Source organism: Thioalkalivibrio sp., assembly GCF_041690275.1.
Taxonomy (GTDB): Bacteria; Pseudomonadota; Gammaproteobacteria; order Ectothiorhodospirales; family Ectothiorhodospiraceae; genus Thioalkalivibrio.
The window spans coordinates 1-17,896 of sequence record NZ_JAWLHP010000042.1; the positions used below are offsets into that span (position 1 = coordinate 1).

The 17,896-nt window shown below is 63.9% G+C and carries 13 protein-coding genes; 7 read left to right on the plus strand and 6 right to left on the minus strand.

Features of this window, described 5'->3' with window-relative positions:
- Positions 1 to 68 precede the first annotated feature (68 nt).
- Positions 69 to 1,004 carry a sulfur oxygenase reductase family protein gene (locus ACESMN_RS09345; protein ID WP_373053328.1) on the minus strand — a complete coding sequence of 312 codons (936 nt, stop codon included), beginning with the start codon at positions 1,002 to 1,004 and terminating at the stop codon, positions 69 to 71.
- A gap of 1,050 nt (positions 1,005 to 2,054) precedes the next feature.
- Between ACESMN_RS09345 and ACESMN_RS09350 the strand changes: the two genes are divergently transcribed.
- Entirely contained in the window at positions 2,055 to 4,142 is a 2,088-nt protein-coding gene (locus ACESMN_RS09350; protein WP_373053329.1) for a SulP family inorganic anion transporter, read from the plus strand.
- 63 nt (positions 4,143 to 4,205) lie between these two features.
- Here ACESMN_RS09350 and ACESMN_RS09355 read toward each other — a convergent pair whose 3' ends face one another.
- On the minus strand, positions 4,206 to 5,363 hold the full coding sequence (locus ACESMN_RS09355) for a cation:proton antiporter (protein WP_373053330.1): 1,158 nt from the start codon (positions 5,361 to 5,363) through the stop codon (positions 4,206 to 4,208).
- 337 nt (positions 5,364 to 5,700) lie between these two features.
- A complete protein-coding gene (locus tag ACESMN_RS09360) occupies positions 5,701 to 7,935 on the minus strand; it encodes a sigma 54-interacting transcriptional regulator (protein WP_373053331.1) in 2,235 nt (744 codons plus the stop codon).
- A 35-nt stretch (positions 7,936 to 7,970) separates the two neighbouring features.
- On the opposite strand from ACESMN_RS09360, the gene ACESMN_RS09365 reads away from it, so the two are divergent.
- The 4 genes from ACESMN_RS09365 to cynS all read left to right on the plus strand — a co-directional run bounded on the left by ACESMN_RS09365 (position 7,971) and on the right by cynS (position 11,741).
- The gene (locus ACESMN_RS09365) at positions 7,971 to 9,425 is read left to right on the plus strand and encodes a CmpA/NrtA family ABC transporter substrate-binding protein (RefSeq protein ID WP_373053332.1); all 1,455 of its coding nucleotides are present in this window, start codon (positions 7,971 to 7,973) and stop codon (positions 9,423 to 9,425) included.
- Positions 9,425 to 10,261, plus strand: coding sequence for a nitrate ABC transporter permease (ntrB, locus tag ACESMN_RS09370; RefSeq protein WP_373053346.1), 837 nt, complete (start codon positions 9,425 to 9,427; stop codon positions 10,259 to 10,261). Before ACESMN_RS09365 ends, ntrB begins: the two co-directional genes overlap by 1 nt.
- 11 nt (positions 10,262 to 10,272) lie before the next feature.
- On the plus strand, positions 10,273 to 11,172 hold the full coding sequence (locus ACESMN_RS09375) for an ABC transporter ATP-binding protein (protein ID WP_373053333.1): 900 nt from the start codon (positions 10,273 to 10,275) through the stop codon (positions 11,170 to 11,172).
- A 125-nt stretch (positions 11,173 to 11,297) separates the two neighbouring features.
- Positions 11,298 to 11,741: a cyanase gene (gene cynS / locus ACESMN_RS09380; protein ID WP_373053334.1), complete on the plus strand. Its 444-nt coding sequence runs from the start codon at positions 11,298 to 11,300 to the stop codon at positions 11,739 to 11,741.
- Between the two features lie 154 nt (positions 11,742 to 11,895).
- On the opposite strand, the gene ACESMN_RS09385 is transcribed toward cynS, so the two are convergent.
- Positions 11,896 to 12,255 (minus strand): hypothetical protein, encoded by a 360-nt coding sequence (locus tag ACESMN_RS09385; RefSeq protein ID WP_373053335.1) that lies wholly within the window; start codon positions 12,253 to 12,255, stop codon positions 11,896 to 11,898.
- A 324-nt stretch (positions 12,256 to 12,579) separates the two neighbouring features.
- Here ACESMN_RS09385 and ACESMN_RS09390 point away from each other — a divergent pair, with 324 nt between their 5' ends.
- The gene (locus ACESMN_RS09390; RefSeq protein ID WP_373053336.1) at positions 12,580 to 13,032 is read left to right on the plus strand and encodes a TerB family tellurite resistance protein; all 453 of its coding nucleotides are present in this window, start codon (positions 12,580 to 12,582) and stop codon (positions 13,030 to 13,032) included.
- 808 nt (positions 13,033 to 13,840) lie between these two features.
- Here ACESMN_RS09390 and ACESMN_RS09395 read toward each other — a convergent pair.
- Positions 13,841 to 14,608 (minus strand): hypothetical protein, encoded by a 768-nt coding sequence (locus tag ACESMN_RS09395; RefSeq protein WP_373053337.1) that lies wholly within the window; start codon positions 14,606 to 14,608, stop codon positions 13,841 to 13,843.
- A gap of 412 nt (positions 14,609 to 15,020) precedes the next feature.
- Here ACESMN_RS09395 and mltF point away from each other — a divergent pair, with 412 nt between their 5' ends.
- Complete coding sequence (gene mltF, locus ACESMN_RS09400) at positions 15,021 to 16,409, plus strand: membrane-bound lytic murein transglycosylase MltF (RefSeq protein ID WP_373053338.1); 1,389 nt, start codon at positions 15,021 to 15,023, stop codon at positions 16,407 to 16,409.
- Positions 16,410 to 16,928: 519 nt separating this feature from the next.
- Here mltF and ACESMN_RS09405 read toward each other — a convergent pair.
- Positions 16,929 to 17,624 carry an outer membrane beta-barrel protein gene (locus ACESMN_RS09405; protein WP_373053339.1) on the minus strand — a complete coding sequence of 232 codons (696 nt, stop codon included), beginning with the start codon at positions 17,622 to 17,624 and terminating at the stop codon, positions 16,929 to 16,931.
- Positions 17,625 to 17,896 lie beyond the last annotated feature (272 nt).

The following is a 17,896-nucleotide window of genomic DNA, read 5'->3' on the forward strand; positions in this document are numbered from 1 at the left end:
AACTGCTCGACCTTCGTGTTGACCCCCCTCTTGACCCGTGGCTTTATCACCCGATCTTCGGAGCGGGGTCAGGTCACGAGATGCTCGCGCCAGGTGCCCTCCTCCATCATGGGCGCGAAGATCATGTAGTACGGCCCCCGATCCAGATGGGCGAGAACGCCGTTGTTATGGATCTGCAGCAGCTCATAGTTCACCAGCGCCTTGCCCAGACCCTGGTGCGCATGCTCCGGCGATTCCCATTCCATGTGGACGAAATACTGCGTGGGTGTCTGCGCAGGAATCGGCGGGTTCTCGGTCGGGGCGGTTCCGTAATTGGTCGCATAGCGCGGTGGGTTCGCGCCCAATGTCGCCTTGGTCGCTCCCTCCGGATCCAGCTGGAACGAGCCAATCGCGGAGACACCGATCTGCTTCAGGATCATCCAGCCGATCATCCCGGGGGCGCGCTGCCTGAGCCACTCCAGAGTCTGCCTGGCCCCCTCCTCGAATGCCTCCTCGTGTCCATCCATGACCCAGTGATCCCCGACGACCACGGAGCGCTGGGAGGCCAGCGCGACCTTCGGCACCGGTTGCTGGTTGGCAAAACTGGCCCCAAGCGTATGCGGTATATCCGTCATGCCCAGTACCGTGGGCAGATCGGCGGAGCGGATCTCGTACAGCGGTTCCCAGGGGCCCTCCACCAGCATGTCGAGACAGGCGCCGCACAGCTCGTAGATGGTGTCGAACTGCTCGTAGTGCATCTCCTCGTGAGACTTGACATCCTTCCAGACGGTGTACTGGAACATGCCAATCGGATTGAGTGTCTCGCGCATGTCGAGGGCGCCGCCGCCGTAACGGCCGCCCATGGGGTGAATACCCGTCTGAATCAGTTGCTCGAATCCCAGAAAGCCGGGATGCTTGGCCGTCGTAATACAGACCTTTGGCCCGATCCTGTTCATCTTCTCGTAAGACTCGGGCGTATTTGTCACCTTGCTCATGTTGATCGCAATGACTGGATTCTCGGCCATGGTCTATCACCTCGTCGATTGTGGGCATCGGCAGACACCTGCCTGGCAAGGAACCGACCGGATATCTCGATTTTCGCCCAGTGTAGTTAGTGCCTCGAAAAAACCGGGCACAGCCAGCGGCTTCCCGGATTACGGATCGCCGCCCCGCGCAATGGTCCGAAGGTGCCCGAATCCATCGCCTGCTTCAGCCTGGATGCCACCCGGGCGTGCGGCCGTCCGGCTTAACACGTATCCGTGCTGTTCGCCTGCCTACTCCATGCTATCCACGGCATGACAGGACAGATCCTCGGCGACCGTCACCGGCCCCGAATAATGCTCTCGAATCCGTGCCAGCTGAGCATCCAGGTCGTGCAGACTGCGCGCCATCAGATGCGAGAGGACCAAGTGCCGAGGTTCGGTCTCCGCGACGAAACCACCGATGGCCGACGGCCTGGCATGCAGGTTCGCCGCGACACGGCCCGCGTCCTCCCGCGGTGGGTCGATCGGATTAACCAGCCGGGATCCTCGAGTCGAGATTCCTGCACCGCCGTAATCGGCACCGCCGGGCGAAGACCGGTTCCGATCTCAACATGGAACGGCCCGCTACGGCAACGCCCATCCATCGGCATCGGCCATTGCGACCGACGGGATCGAATATGCGCTCGAGAGCTGCACCTGCCTCGACGACGAGCCGGTGATCCTTCCTCGAAGACGACCGGGCGCGGCGGCGGATCGAGGAATATGACCCAGAGCCGGGCGAGCGGACACCGAACCCGCACATTCGGCATCTGTTGGGCAACCCGGAGCGGGCCTTGGGGGTGCTTCGGGGCCGCGGCGTTCGACTCGAATTCGGGTGTGCGACGAAAGCGGCGATCTCGGTCACCAGCTTCTCGCCGGCGATCTCGCCCTTGAGGTACCCGTCGTGATGGTTGCCCGGTCCCGAGACCGGCGACATGCTCGCCAAGTCCTGATCGCTTGATACACTTATCCCCCCGTCAGCCGCACCCCCAGTGCCGCGGCCCGGCGGATCTTGATCTGTTCACCGATTCATTCCAAACGGATTGTGCGCCAATGAAGGACCTCGCCCATCGCCTGTTTCCATTCCTTTCCTGGTTCCCGATGTCGCCTGCGGGTGTGCGGGCCGATGTGATAGCCGGCCTCAGTGTGGCGATGGTTCTGGTGCCCCAGAGCATGGCGTACGCGGCACTCGCCGGCCTGCCAGTGGTGTATGGACTCTATGCCGCGTCGCTGCCCGTGGTGATTGGTTCGTTGTGGGGGTCGTCGCGATTCCTGCACACCGGACCGGTCGCGATGCTCTCCCTGCTGTCCGCGGCCTCGCTGGCGCCCTTCGCCGTGGCCGGCACCGACTACTTCATCCAGCTCTCCATCCTGCTGGCGCTGATGGTCGGCCTGATGCGGCTGTTCCTGGGCCTGTTCCGGCTCGGGATCATCATGAACTTCGTGTCCAACCCCGTGATGGTCGGTTTCACGAACGCCGCCGCCCTGATCATCGGCCTGTCACTGCTGAATACCTTCTTCAATGTCCCGAAGCCGGATACCGGTGCCTTCCTGACGGATTTCCTCGGCGTGGTGGGCCAACTGCCATACGCACACTGGCCGACGGTTGCCTTCGGGGTCGGAACGCTGGTCGCGCTGATTGGCATGAGCCGGGTGATGCCCAAGCTGCCCGGCGTCCTCGTCGTCGTCGTTCTCGGGACGCTGATCAGTGCGCTGACGGGCTTCGAGCAGAGCGAGACGGTCAAGCCGGAAGACATTGCCACCGAAGAGGTGCGGGAGCTCTTTCTCGAAGTGGCCCGGACGCGCAATGAACTGGACCAGACGTCCACCGAAATCGGCGAAATCGGTCCCGAACTCAAGAGGGCCGAGGCCTCGGGATCTGACACTGCGGAACTCGCGGTGCGCCTGGCGCGCCTGCGCGTCGAAGAGGCGCGACTGAAGGAACGTCTGAGCGATCTCCGGATCGAGGCTCACCGTCAAGCGCTAACGCGTGAGGCGGCGACCGACGACAGCGCCGTGTTCCGCGCGCGCGAGGGGGGCGATGCGGACCCTGCCTGGCGGCTGGTCCATGCAGAGCCCGACGCGATCAAGCTGTCGGGTGGTGGCCGGGTGGTGGGCAACATTCCTCAGGGCCTGCCGGCCTTCCAGCTCCCCGTGCTGGACTGGAACGTGATCCCGGCGCTGCTGCCCGCGGCCTTCGTGATGGCCCTGATCGGCTTCATGGAGGCGACCTCCATTTCCAGGGCCCTGGCCGCGCAGCGGCGCGAGAAGCTCGACGCCAACCAGGAACTGGTGGGCCAGGGCCTGGCCAACATTATCGGAAGCTTTTTCCAGTCGTACACCGTCAGCGGCTCCTTCTCGCGCTCCGCGGTGGCCGCGCGTTCCGGTGCGCAAAGCGGGCTCTTCGCGATCGTCAGCGCGATCGGCGTGATCGTCACGATGCTTCTGCTGACACCCTATCTCTATCACCTGCCGTTGGCGGTACTCGCGGCGATCGTGATGTCGGCGGTCTTTGGACTGCTGAACTTCCGCGCCCTTCTCGATGCATGGAAGATTCAGCACGCCGATGGGGCCGCAGGACTGCTGACCTTCGTCGTCACACTCTACATGGCGCCCGATCTCGCGATGGGCGTAATCGTGGGTGTGGTTCTCGCCACGCTCCTGTTCCTGATGGGAACCGTCCGTCCCCGCTCGGAGATCCAGGGCCTCCAGCCGGATGGCTCGCTGGCGGGCGCCATCAGCCATGAACTCCGCCCGGCGGGAGAGGACTTCGTGGTCCTGCGCTTCGATGCCTCACTGGTATTCATGAATGTCGCACATTTCGAAGAGGCGGTGATGGACGCAGTGGCAAAAAACCCGAATGCACGCGCCGTGCTGGTGATCGGGACCAGCATCAACCGCATTGATGCATCCGGGATCGACAAGGTGCGGTCGCTGCTCACCGATCTCAAGGCCGCCGATTGCACGCTGATGTTCAGCGGGCTGAAGAAGCAGGTGCGGGAGGCCATGGAGCGCGCCGGACTGCTTGACGAAATCGGACGCGAAAACGTCTTTCCGAACAAGAGCCTGGCACTCGAGATCCTGCGGCGCAAGGAGGCCCCGAAGGCGGCTCGCGTCGAACCGATGCCGGACGGAACGTGAGCACGGCGCTGTCTGAGCGAGGCGCGATCCGTGCAACGCCACGTCCGGCGGGCCGTACCGTCTTCAGTGCTGATTCCGTCTTAGGGCCATCAGGGTGGCCGGCGGACCCAATAGCTCGAAGACAACGGTGGTGCCGATGGTGAGCGCCAGTATAGTGCCCGCCATTTCGGGAAAATGATTCGCCGCAACGAGTGCCATGCCAATCGCGACGCCCGCCTGCGGCATCAGCGCCACCCCGAACCATGGCCGTTCCCTGCCAGGTGAATGTCCCAGCCCGGCACCTACCCAGCCGCCGAGGATGCGGCTGGCGATGCGCAATCCAATAAAGGCGAGCCCGATCATACCGAGTTCCATCAGCCGTCCGATCTCAAGCGATGCGCCGGCAAGGATGAAAAAGAGGATCATGAACGGCCACTGGATATGCTCGATCTCGTGGAACGCGTGATCATGGTGGCGGGCGAGATTGACGATTATCGCGCCTGCCGTGATGCCGGCCACCAGGAACGACACCTCCAGCCAGAGCGCAGTGCCTGCCGTCAGGAAAACGATGCCCAGGGCCTCGGTCTGCATCGGTTCACCCTTACGTAGTCGCCCGGTCAGAAACGCAGCCGGCACGCCGATCGCCGCACCGAGGGCGATACCGCCACCCAGATCCCGGACCGCGTGGAGCCAGAGATCGTCCTCTGTCCGCCCGGTCAGCATGGCCGCCAGTACCAGCGCGATACTGAACGCGATGATGCCCCAGGCATCATCGATGGCCACGATGCCCTTGATCTTCACCGCGAACGACCCGCCTCGCCCATGTTGCCGCAGTACATCCTGCACGGCGGCTGGAGCGGTGGCGGTGGCGATTGCGCCCAGCAGCAACGCCAACGCGGGCGCGACCCCGATCAGCCACAGGCCTCCCGACACGACCACCAACGTGGTGACCACGATCGCGATGGAGATCACCATGATCTCGCGCCCGTGACGCCGCAGCGTCGCGGGCTCGAAGATACCGCCCAGCAGGAACGCCACCATGGTCAGCGCCAGAATGGAGAAGAACTCGTACCAGATCTCCATCTCGATCGGCAGCAGGTCGAATCCCGAGCGCCCCACCAGGACACCGCAGGCCAGCAGCAGGGTGACGCGCGGCAGAAGGGTGCGGCGTCCGACCTCATCCGCAACCAGTCCCAGCAGGAACAGAAGACCGATGGTTATGAACGTCAGATCCAGGGACATACGGACTCCTGGTCAGGGGCCTTGAGGGATCCGGACAGGCGTGGGCACAACCGGGCTTTCGGGCCGCCTCCTCTGCCAAGGCGGCCTTCTGTCCACCCGGTCCATTGCGGGCGGGACGCGATAGCCGCTTTCTGGCCGCGGAGGCGAAGACCAGCCCGGCAGCAGACCGACTACCGGCCGGGCCCGTTTCGACCCCGGCAAACCCCTTGACCATACCAAGATTGACTGTGGGGGTGTAATGCTGAGCCGATCGAGGGCGCGCCCCCGGGCCGTTCCAGCCGGCAATTGTCCGGGACGGCCATGCGGATACTTAGGAGTCCAACGCTCGCATGACCTGCTAGCCGGTATCTGCCTGCTCCGCTGCCAGAACCTGACCTCGCGTGATGCCGAGGACCTTCATGCGCGACGACAGCGTGGTCGGGGGAATCCCCATCAGCTCGGCCGCACCTCCCTTGCCAAAGACCTTGCCGTTGCAGGCCTTCAGGGCGACCAGGATATTCTCGCGGTCGCGCTGACGGCGCTGCGACTCGGTCAGGATCGCATCGCCGGGAGGCTCTGCCGATGCGCAGTCAGGAGGTAACGCAGCGGCCTCGCGGGACTTATTCCGGGCTGGCAGTTCGAGCCGGAGGCGCCCCCCGTGGCCGAGTATCACCGCCCGCTCGATCACGTTCTCCAGCTCCCGCACATTGCCGGGCCAGTCGTAGGCAAGAAGTGACCGCAGATCCCCCCGGGTCAGTCTTACACCCGCCTTCTTCGCCCGTCTGCAGGCCCGCTTCACGAATTCGGCAGCCAGCGGAGGGATGTCGTCCGGACGCTCGCGGAGCGGCACCGACTGGATCGGAAAAACGTTCAGCCGGAAAAAGAGATCCTGACGGAAGCGCCCTCGCCGTACATCCTCTTCGAGGTTGCGGTTTGTCGCGGCAATCACGCGGACATCCACGGTGCGGGTCTGCTCCTCCCCGACACGCTCTACCTGGCCATCCTGCAGCACACGCAGCAGCTTGCCCTGCAATTCGGGCGGGATCTCTCCGATCTCGTCGAGGAACAGGGTGCCCCCGTCCGCGAGCTCGAAACGACCGACACGATCACGGGTCGCTCCGGTAAACGCGCCGCGCACATGGCCGAAGAATTCGCTTTCGAACAGCTCCCGCGGGATCGCGGCGCAATTGACCCGGATCAGGGGACGTTCGGAGCGTGCGCTGGCCGAGTGGATCGCATGCGCGATCAACTCCTTGCCGGTGCCCGACTCGCCAACGATGAGTACACTGGCCTCCGTCGGCGCAACCAGCTCGATCTGCTCGACCACCTTGCGGATTGGGGCACTGGTTCCGATGATGCCGTCGAAGGCACATTCCGTGCGAATCTCCTCCTGCAGATAAGCGTTCTCCATCTCCAGGCGCTCCCGGAGCTGGTTGACCTCGGCCAAAGCCCCCCGCAGGCGCTCCTCGGCCTCCCGTCGGGGCGTGATGTCCCGAAACACCACCACCGCCCCGATCAGGATCCCCCGATCCCGGATCGGGGTGCTGGTGTACTCCACGAACACCGGCCTGCCATCCTTGCGCCAGAAGACCTCGCTGTCGACACGGTGCACGATTCCGTCGCGGAACGCCGCGTAGATCGGGCATTCCTTCTCGGGATAGTGCCTGCCGTCCTGGTGCGAGTGGTGCACGAGATCGTGCATCGTCTTTCCGACCATCTCCGCAGCCGTCCAGCCAAGCACCCGCTCCGCCGCCGGGTTCACGAAGGTGGTCACTCCATCGGCGTTGACTCCATAGATACCTTCCCCGGCCGCGCTGAGGATGAGGCGGTTTTCCCGCTCCAGGTCACGAAAGAACTGCTCGGCATCCCGCCACCAGGCATCCCCGCGCCGGATCCGGTGAACCGTCTCGCGCCGCGCACAGCGCATGCGCCGCGACTGCAGGTCATCGATCACGGCGAAGACCAGCACCCTGGAGCGCAACTCGACGCGGGTGGCCGAGTACTCCAACGCCTTTCGCGAGCCGTCGGACCGCCGGAGCTCCAGCATCTCCGAGCGGGCATGACCCCGTTCCAGGGCCTCTTCCGTGAATACCTGGAGATCCGCAAGCTGTCCCGGGTGCAGCCCGCTCGCCCTTTGGCCTATCAGCTCATCGAGCGGAATTTCCAACAGCGTGGAGGCGGAAGCGTTCGCATCCACGACCCGATCGCCCCATGGATCGAGCAACACCATGGCCTCCGCGCTCTGCGCGAATAGCTGCCGATGGGAAGCCTCCGCTGCCTGTCTTTGCGCGGGCCCACGGCCCCCGCCGTGCCCCACGAACTCTCGTGGTGCATGCCACGAAAGATCGTGGAGCACGAAATCCCGTAGTGCCGGTTCCCCGATGCTCAAGTCGCGTTTTAATCCATGTTTCATGGTGTTGCAGATCCCGTTCAGTTGTTGGCATGACAGGTGCTTGGGTAGCTCACGAGACGCCAAGGCGTACTCCGCCGGTACAAGCGACTGAATTTCGCCCCAACCTGGTGCCGTGACCAGCCCCGGGGCTCGATTCCGGAGCGCTTTGCCGTAACGCAGCACGCGCCATGCCAACGCCATGGCCGGTCCGCGCAACCATCACCCGGAGCCAGATCATGACGACCAAGAGCCTGCAGAACCCATTCGACCCTGACAGCGACCTGATGCACAGCCACGCCGAGGAGGCCCGGGAGCACGGTGCCGAGGGCCATGTCTGCGGCCCCGGCTGCCAGCATCATCACACCCGGATCGATGGCCAGGACGTGCCCCTGGAGATGGCGCACTACCACACCCCGACCGAACCGGCGATGGACCAGGAGGCGGTGATCGACCGCGCCGTCGAGAGCGCGGTGGTACGCGCCGTGTTCAACCACAGCGAGGTGGATCGACGGCGATTCCTGAAGCTGATCGGCGGCGCCACCTTTGCCGCTGCCCTCGGCAGCATCTTCCCCTTGGACGCCCTGAAGGCCGCGGTCAAGGACAGCGTGGGACCGCTGGAAAAGACGAAGCTCAAGGTTGGCTTCGTGCCGATCACCTGCGCGACGCCGATCATCATGGCCCATCCGATGGGTTTCTACGAGCGCTACGGTCTTGATGTGGAGGTGATCAAGACGGCTGGCTGGGCGGTCTCCCGCGACATGTCGCTGAACCGCGAATACGACGCGTCCCACATGCTGTCGCCGATGCCCCTGGCGATGAGCCTCGGACTCGGCTCCACTGCCGAGCCCTTCATCATGCCGGCGGTCGAGAACATCAACGGACAGGCGATCACCCTGCACAACAAGCATAAGGACAAGCGCGATCCCAGTCAGTGGAAGGGCTTCCGTTTCGGTGTGCCGTTCGAATACTCGATGCACAACTTCCTGCTCCGCTATTACGTGGCCGAACACGGGCTGGACCCGGACCAGGACATTCAGATCCGTGTGGTCCCGCCACCGGAGATGGTTGCGAACCTGCGCGCCGAGAACCTCGACGGCTATCTGGCGCCCGACCCCTTCAACCAGCGCGCGGTGTGGGATCGCATCGGCTTCATCCACCTGCTGACCAAGGAGATCTGGGAAGGACACCCCTGCTGCGCATTCGCCTGCTCACAGGAGTTCGCCGAGACGAACCCGAACACCTATGGCGCCCTGTTCCGGGCCATCGTTGACGCAACCCAGTACGCCTCCGATCCGGAGAACCGTGGCGAGATCTCGGAGGCCATCGCCCCGACCGCCTACCTGAACCAGCCGGTGCCGGTGCTGCAGCAGGTCCTCACCGGACGCTTCGCCGACGGTCTCGGCAATATCGTCGATGAACCCCAGCGCATCGACTTCGATCCCTTCCCCTGGCACTCGATGGCCGTCTGGATCCTGACCCAGATGAAGCGGTGGGGCTACCTGCGCCGTGACGTCGACTACAACGGCGTCGCGGAGCAGGTCTTCCTGGCCACCGAGTGCGGCGAGATCATGCGCGAACTCGGGTACGAACCGCCGGAGAAGACCTACAAGAACTTCACGGTGATGGGCAAGGTATTCGACCACACCGACCCGGATGGTTACCTGAACAGCTTCACGATCCGCAGGACCTGATCATGGCCGGTCTGAAAATCCGCGCGGCGATCCTGTCGGTCCTGTTTCTCGCGGTCTTCCTGGGGGCGTGGCAACTGGCCACCGCGCCCCCAGGGGCTATGGAACGCGAACTGACGGAGTACGAAATCATGATGGGCCTGGGTGCCGGATCCGGGGCCGGCATGCCCGCGCCCACGGAGGTCTTCGGCCTGGCCTGGGAGGAACTCTCGCGCCCCTTCCACGACAGCGGCCCGAACGACAAGGGCATTGGCCTGCAACTGATGTATTCCGTGGGCCGGGTGCTGGCCGGCTTCGCACTGGCGGTGGTCGTCGCGGTTCCAATCGGCTTTGTCATCGGCATGTCGCCGGTGCTGAACAATGCCCTCAACCCGTATATCCAGATCCTGAAGCCGATCTCCCCGCTGGCCTGGATGCCGCTCGCCCTGTTCACGATCAAGGACGCGGCGACCTCGGCGATCTTCGTGATCTTCATCTGTTCGATCTGGCCCATGCTGGTGAACACGGCCTTCGGAGTGGCATCCGTCAAACGCGATTGGCTGAACGTCGCGCGTACGCTCGAGCTGTCCAGCCTCCGCACCGCCCTGTTCGTGATCCTCCCGGCCGCCGCTCCAACCATCCTGACCGGCATGCGGATCTCCATCGGCATCTCGTGGCTGGTCATCGTGGCCGCGGAAATGCTCGTGGGCGGCACCGGAATCGGTTACTACGTCTGGAACGAGTGGAACAACCTCGATATCGCGGCCGTGATCTTCGCCATCATCATGATCGGTGTCGTCGGCATGCTCCTCGATGCGGCCCTTGCCCAGGCGGGACGGTTCCTGCGTTACCAGGAATAAGGAGACATTGAATGAGCCTGCATTTCATCGAGGTCGAGAACCTCGCCCGAACGTTCCCGCAGCCGGGACGACAACCGCCGCTCACGGTCTTCGAGCACGTGAACTTCACCATCGAAAAGGGCGAGTTCATCTGTGTGATCGGTCATTCCGGATGCGGAAAATCGACCATCCTCAACATTCTGGCGGGCCTCGACGCGGCGAGCGAGGGCGCCTTCGTGATGGATGGCAAGGAGGTCAGCGGACCCAGCAGGGACCGGGGCGTGATCTTTCAGAATCACAGCCTGCTCCCATGGCTCTCCGCGCTCGGAAACGTGTCCTTTGCCGTGCGCGCCCGCTGGCCGGAATGGTCGCGGCGGCAGGTCCGCGAACACAGCCTGAGCTACCTGAAGATGGTCGGCCTGGCAGGGGCCGAGCATAAGAAGCCGTCAGAGCTGTCGGGCGGCATGCGTCAGCGCGTCGGGATCGCACGGGCCTTCGCCATCGAACCCAAGCTCCTGCTGATGGACGAGCCTTTTGGCGCGCTCGATGCGCTGACCCGGGGCGTTATCCAGGACGAACTGCTGGAGATCTGGGGCCGCACTCACCAGACCGTGTTCATGATCACCCACGACGTGGATGAGGCCATCCTGCTGGCGGATCGCGTGATGCTGATGACCAACGGACCGGATGCGCGCATCGCCGAGTCCGTTGTCATCGACATTCCCCGCCCGCGCGATCGTTCCGCCATCCATCAGCACCCGGAGTACTACACGATCCGCAATCACCTCGTGGACTTTCTGATCACTCGCTCCAAATCCCTTCAGGGCCGAGTCGGCGGTCCCGGACAGCAGCCCCGCTCGGTCAACCCGGTCAGGGGGACCGGAGTCCCCGACCCAGGCGGCACACCCAGGGTTGTCGGCGGAACCGGATGACTACCGGATCGCCGCCGGCCGATCACCCCGGGCCGCGATCACCCCGGACCGATCACCCATCGAGCCTTGTCCACCTGCGAGACCTTCCGACTTGCGTTTGAGGAAACAACCAGAGGGAACAACCCATGATGACCAAGATTGAAATGACCGAAACGATCCTGAAGGCCAAATTCGACAAGGGCTGCCGCTGGAGCGACATCGCAGAGGCCGCCGGAATGCACGAGGTCTACGTCACCTCGGCCTGCCTTGGGATGAATCACCTGGACGGTTCATCCGCAGAGCGCCTGTGTTCCTATCTCGGGCTGGACTCCGCGGTGTCCACGGCGCTCGAGGCCTTCCCGCACAAGACCTGGGACAAGGCCATCCCGACCGATCCTCTGATCTACCGCTTCTACGAGGCCGTGAACGTGTACGGAGACACCATGAAGGAACTCATTCACGAGAAGTTCGGTGACGGCATCATGAGCGCCATCGACTTCACCATGGATATCGAAAAGGTTCCGGATCCCAAGGGTGACCGGGTCAAGGTCACCTGGAACGGGAAGTTCCTCCCTTACAAGAGCTGGTAGCGCCCCTGACCAACGGGCACGCGATACTGCCTGAGGCCGCTCCCTGTCGCGCGCTCCCTGCAGGGAAGCGGCCTCCGGTCGGGCCCGACCACGGCCTGATCACCGGGGTCGGCGGGGCCTCCCACAGGAACCGCCGAGTGACAGCCCAGGTGCGTCAACCTGCCTCGCCCTCACGAAGGTAAAGGGAGAACGGCAGGGTCACGACGCGTCCGCTCATCGCGATCTCCAGCAGGCCTTCGAGGTGCTCGGCCTCGTCCATCGAATCGTTGGCCACCAGCAGCCAGTCGCCGGAGCGCAGCTGGAGACGGACACCGTCGACCAGCGCATTCGGCTCCTCGGGCGATACGATGTACAGGGGACAATCCTCGTACCGGGCGATCTCGCCAACGCCGACCACCCACTCGGGCGCGGCGAAGCGCGGGATCGCGTGGACGCGTGCCGGATCGCCGTAGCCGAAGCGGGCGGGGTCGAATGGATGGATCTCCGGGAGCGGAAAGAGACGGATGAATCCCATGCCGTTCTGTCGCTGGACTGGGCCTGCGTTCAGAATACCTCAGGGCACCGCTGCACGGCTCGCGCGGCGGGCGAGGTAATGCAGGTACGGGTTCGCGTGTTCACCTTCCAGTCACCGCGCTCCAGCGTACGGGTCCATTCGGTCGCGCTCTTCACGCTGGTGAAGTCGCCGGTATGAGCGGAATATTTCCCCATCGCACAGGTGCCAACCAGCGGGCAAGAGTACCGGCTGCGAGCCACCGAACGGATGCTTTACACTGCCGTCATAGACGTCGCGGGGCAGCGCCGCGACCCGGCGCCGGCCCCCACCGCGGATTGAAGCCACATGCTCAATGCCATCAGAGACTTCTTCGAACGCAATCTGAGCCCCGGCGGCACGGAGCAGGACGAGGCCCACCGGCTGCGCCTGGCCGTTGCCGCGTTGCTCCTGGAAATGACGCGAATGGACGAGACCGCGCGCGCCGAGGAGTGCTCGCGGGTAGAGACGGCCGTGCGCGAACGCTTCGAGCTGACGCCCGAGGAGACCCGGGAGCTACTTGCCCTGGCCGAGGCCGAGAGCAAGGACGCGACCGACTACTTCCAGTTCACCTCATTGATCAACCGCCACTACGGCCCCGGAGAGCGGGTCGCGCTGGTGCGCGAGCTTTGGCGGATCGCCTACGGCGACGCGATATTGCACCAAAACGAGGAATACCTGGTGCGCAAGCTCGCCGAGCTCCTGCACGTCCCCCACAGCCAGCTCTTGGCGACCAAGCATCAAGTCCAGGGAGAAGGCTGAGGTACAACGGTGGCGATGCCGCGCATCCTCATCCCGAGAGCAGGCAACCAGCGCGCCCCCCACAGAATGACGGCCACCATCAGCACGGCGAGAACGCGAATGGCGCCGCGTATGACCCGGTGCAGACCGCGGAACAAAGGGTCGGCATGATCGATGGGCAGTTCCTGATGGAGTTCGCTCCCTTCCTCCCGTTTTGTCTCAGAAACAGGCGTCTCGGCTCCGTCGTCATCGACCTTGACGATCCGGGTGCATTGCATTATCCGGCGGTGATCGCCGACTGGGCACTTGGGGTCGGCTACGTACGGGACGACATTAAGAGTTCTGGCCACCCGAGGGCTTACGCGGGGTCACCGATTGGCGCGCAGCACGATGATCAGCGGAGAGTCCCGCGATCGCCCTGTGACGTATCTCCGCTCACGCGGACATGATTGCAGGGTTGATCGGCCCTGATGGTCTCGTGTTTCCCATCCTGGGGTTTCAACGCATTGGGATCACAGATTAGCCGACCTGGTGGGGCGGCGAAGTAGACCGTAGTCGACCCAAACCGGCCAGCCATCCGGGCGGGCCGAGTGCCCCCTCTAGAGCGTAAAGCCGACGCCCACCATCGGGCGTCGCTATCGACAGCAAGCACTTCCAGCACACCCTTACAGTACCCGTGGGCGGAAGGATATTGCGGCGGAGTCGGTTGGATTTCCTATCCTTTTCGACTGGCACTCCCTTCATTCAACGCCCAATTGAGCCGGGCGAATCGGTCTTTACGGCCCCGTGTTTGTCTGGGCAAGATCCAATCACCTGTCAGGTAGTGACATCAAAAACGGTAGCCGATGCCGACCGAGGCGTGATGCAGCCAGGCAAAAGCATAGACACTGCTGTTATCGGCGCCCCCCTCCAACGTGCGATAGCCGCCGTAGACATGCCAGCCTGTCGGCAACTCGTGACGCACCTGGACGGCAAGATCAACGGCGCGCCCCTGTGATGCCGCCGCACCCTCGAAATCGAGCACCAGCGAAGTGCGATCCGTAAAGTGATAAGCGCCATACAGATGCAGCAACGGCACCAACCCTAGATCGTCATCCTTGGCGCGCACATCGCCCTGGCGCAACTCGATGTGAGCATCCCTCACCAGCAGTGCAGCTCCCACCCCGAGATCCCAGTCCTCACCACGGTGAAACATCCAACGATAGGTCAGCCGATAGGTATCGAACTTGTAGTTGGCGCGGGTCGGGGTATCGGCATCAAACCGTTCGCCGTCGAAGAACACTGTTCGATCGAGGGTTCCGGTTCCCGTCTTTCTTACCGGCGCCAGGTTGAGCCGAACGCTGTGCTGCTCGTTGAAGTCATAGCCCACATACAGGCGCACGTAGGGATCACCATCGCTTCCAGTCAGATCCCGCAGGTTGACGGTCGTGCCGGTATCGGAGGGAATGCGGGCGCGATTGCGGCTGAACCAGAGAAACCCCGTTTCCAGGTCAACCGTCCAGCCCGACGGCTCCGAATCGGACGCCTGCACCAACCCCGGCATCGGCGAGACCATCAATATCCACACCATGAAACTGTGGCGAAAGGCCTTGAGCATAGGTTCAATCCTGCGAGGCAGGGCATGGCAAAAACAAGCCCGTCAGGGCGTGACTCGTAATCGGGGTTTCGCGGGAGGACTCGACCATGCCAATCAACGGAATCTCAGTATAGGACCCGGACACCGATGACACCATTGCTTTGGGTTGACCCGCGGTTGCGGGACGCGCGCTCGCCCACGTCCACCTGGCGGGGCGCTACACCGACGTGCCATGGAAGGAGGCCATCCTGATCACCATCAGCGCCGTGACAGGGAGTGCCCGTTAACCTTCGGCACCGGCCATACGCATCCCTGGACGACGAGCAGCTCGCAGCTGTCAACTACCTGAACCGGGACATCGCGCCCTCGAATGCCTGCGACAGGCTGCCACGAAGCTTGTAGGGTGACCTGACAGCCAGCGGGAGACTTGCTGATGCGATATGCCAAGAGAACCTTGATCGGACTGCTGGCCAGCCTTTGGCTGACCGGCCTGCTGCTGGCCGGCTGCGGCGAAGAGACCCCGCGCCTTGCCCCTCCCGGAGAGAGCGGCACCCTAAATGTCGTGACTCGCAACGCCGCCACAACCTGGTACCTGGATCGCGAGGAGTCCCCCGCCGGCCCCGAACACGACCTGGTCAGCCACTTTGCCGAATACCGGGGCTGGCAGGTCGAATGGGCAGTGCTCGACACCGTCGCCGACGTGCTTCAAGCGCTTGAGGAGGGCGAGGCCCACATGGCCGCCGCCGGCCTGACCCATCTGCCTTCCCGCGATGCGCGTTTCCTGCCGGGGCCTTCTCACACCGCGATCGTCGAGCAGCTGGTCTGCCACCGCGAGGCGCGCCCGCTACCGCGCAGCGTGGAACAGATGGCCGACGTGGAGATCCGCGTCACGGCGGACTCCAGCTATGCTGAAAGGCTCGCCTCGCTGGCCAATGACCACAGCGGCATCACCTTCGAGGAAGATCCGCGCACCACCGAGATGCTGCTGGCCGCCGTGGCCAAGCAGGAGGTCGGCTGCACCTTGGCCGACTCCAACATCGTAAAGGTGGTTCGCCGCCACTTTCCCGTACTGGAGGTGGCCATGAACCTGAGCAGCGGCGACCGGCTGGGCTGGTACCTGGCCGCGGATCAGGTGGCCCTAGCCGGGAAGGCCCATGAATGGCGCGATACCGCCGCGGCGGACGCCGCGATCAAAGCGATGGAGAACCGCTACTACGGATATATCGGCGAGTTCGATTTCGTCGATCTGCGGGCCCTCAACCGGCGCATCGACGAGCGGCTGCCCGCCTTTCTTGATGCCTTCCTCAAGGCGGAGCACACCACCGGCATGCCCGCCGACCTGCTGGCCGCATTGGCCTACCAGGAATCCCACTGGGACCCCAAGGCGGTATCCCCCACTGGAGTACGCGGTATCATGATGCTGACCCGCAACACCGCCGAGTCGCTGGGGGTATCGAACCGTTTGGACCCCATCCAGTCAATCGACGCCGGCGCACGCTACCTGGCCGACCGCCACCAGCGGCTACCTGAGGAGATCCCTGAGCCCGACCGTACCTATCTGGCCCTGGCCAGCTACAACATCGGTCGCGGTCACTTGCTGGACGCCCGCGAGCTGGCCCGGGAACTCGGCAAGAACCCGGACTCCTGGGACGATATGCAGGAGGTACTCCCGCTCAAGGCCGACAAGCGCTATTACCCCGGAACGCGCTATGGCTATGCCCGGGGCTACGAGCCGGTGCACTTCGTGCAGCGTATCCGCAACTACCGTGACGTGATCAGTGTGGCGCTGCAGGCCGGCGAGACCCCTTTACCGGCGCCCTGAATCGGTTCGTCGGCGCAGCGTCGCCTGGCGAGATTGCGCTGGGCCCGTGAGGCCATGCTGAAGGGGGCGATCTCGTAGAGGCGCCGACAGCCGGCTGTTCCAAATCGCGGCGCTACGCATCGGCCGGCATCTCGAGCGGCGGCGGCTCTTGGAACCGTATACGGAGACCGGCTGTCTGCTCGGCGATCAACTGCAGGCTTCAGGTCAGTCTTCTTCGACATCGATATCCAGATCTGCCGCGACCTGAGCTTGCGGGTGTCGGGTGCGTGCGCCCGCTCCAGGCAGAGTGAAGCCTCTACTCCGTTCTGAGGCCGGGGGCCGACCCAAAGCGGACAACACGCCACTGACTCGCACAATAATCCTGTGCACTGGCCGCAAAGCGGTGCTGCGGTCGATCGCGGTGGTATGCTGAGGCGCTCCCGTGGTCCGGAGGCGGCCGCGCTGGTCTGGGCCGTGGGAAGTCGCAGGGGCTTCGTGGCCATGCTCGCTCAAGTGGGAGAGGCAGCGGGCTTGAAAAACTCAGAACGTGAACCGCACGCCCACGTTCAAGGTGGTGATCTTGCCGAACTCGTAGCCAGTGATCAATGCGATGTCAGGCCATAAGTACCAGCGGCCGTTCAGGCCGACCAGGGTGTCGGAGTCGAAGGTATCGGAGCCCTCGGTAACCACCTCGCCGACCGATGTGTAGCGCACGTGGCCCTGCAGGTGGAGCACTGGCGTCGCCGCCCAGATCATGCCGACCTCGCCGCCAATACCGTCGTCGTCGGCGTCGGCTTCGAGATCGAAACCGGCGACCCGCACATCCTTGAACTCGACATTGTCAAAGCTGAGGCGGCCGTAGAAGCTCGCTGTGGGCGAGAACGGGTAGGCATAGCCGACACCGATCCGCCAGCGCACCACGTCGAAATCACCCTCGTCGGTGTCGATGCCGTCGCTGAGCTCGAGGTCCTGACTCATCGACGAATACTCACCGAACAGGTGCATGTTCTCCCAGAACTGCCATGCGCCGCCGATGAAGCCGCCGCCGCCGGAATCGCTCTCGACCTCGAACGTGCCGTTGTCCGTGAACGCCCCGGACTCCTCCACGTCGTTGACGAAGCCGCCGATGAAGCCGCCCTCGAGGTAGGTGAAGCTGAGATCCTGTGCCCCCGCAGCCGTCGGCGCGCCCAGCGCGACCACCACGGCAAGTGCGAGCATCCTGTGACGAGTGGACATACAGTCCCCCTCGGGAACTGAAAAATGCTGCCGGCCATCACGGCCGGGACTGTGGGAGACGACCTGTGAGCGACGTCCCGCAGTACACAATACTCCGGGGGGCAGACCGGCAACAAGGCGAACCCGGGTTTCGTGGACTCTTGCTGGAATGCCTTGATGGTACGTTTGAAGACGTCTCCCGACCTGCTCGGCGCGTCGAGTTCGAGGCAAGCTGCCTGAACAGGGCATAGGCCAGATCATCGTGCCTGCCGTTGTCATGCACCCTGCTGGCC

Coding starts and splice junctions, on each gene's coding strand:
- ACESMN_RS09350 (WP_373053329.1), top strand. CDS start 2,055: ATGAAGGACCTCGCCCATCGCCTGTTTCCATTCCTTTCCTGGTTCCCG.
- ACESMN_RS09385 (WP_373053335.1), bottom strand. CDS start 12,255: ATGGGATTCATCCGTCTCTTTCCGCTCCCGGAGATCCATCCATTCGAC.
- ACESMN_RS09395 (WP_373053337.1), bottom strand. CDS start 14,608: ATGCTCAAGGCCTTTCGCCACAGTTTCATGGTGTGGATATTGATGGTC.
- ACESMN_RS09365 (WP_373053332.1), top strand. CDS start 7,971: ATGACGACCAAGAGCCTGCAGAACCCATTCGACCCTGACAGCGACCTG.
- ACESMN_RS09375 (WP_373053333.1), top strand. CDS start 10,273: ATGAGCCTGCATTTCATCGAGGTCGAGAACCTCGCCCGAACGTTCCCG.
- mltF (WP_373053338.1), top strand. CDS start 15,021: ATGCGATATGCCAAGAGAACCTTGATCGGACTGCTGGCCAGCCTTTGG.
- ACESMN_RS09405 (WP_373053339.1), bottom strand. CDS start 17,624: ATGTCCACTCGTCACAGGATGCTCGCACTTGCCGTGGTGGTCGCGCTG.
- ACESMN_RS09360 (WP_373053331.1), bottom strand. CDS start 7,935: ATGGCGTTGGCATGGCGCGTGCTGCGTTACGGCAAAGCGCTCCGGAAT.
- cynS (WP_373053334.1), top strand. CDS start 11,298: ATGATGACCAAGATTGAAATGACCGAAACGATCCTGAAGGCCAAATTC.
- ACESMN_RS09345 (WP_373053328.1), bottom strand. CDS start 1,004: ATGGCCGAGAATCCAGTCATTGCGATCAACATGAGCAAGGTGACAAAT.
- ACESMN_RS09355 (WP_373053330.1), bottom strand. CDS start 5,363: ATGTCCCTGGATCTGACGTTCATAACCATCGGTCTTCTGTTCCTGCTG.
- ACESMN_RS09390 (WP_373053336.1), top strand. CDS start 12,580: ATGCTCAATGCCATCAGAGACTTCTTCGAACGCAATCTGAGCCCCGGC.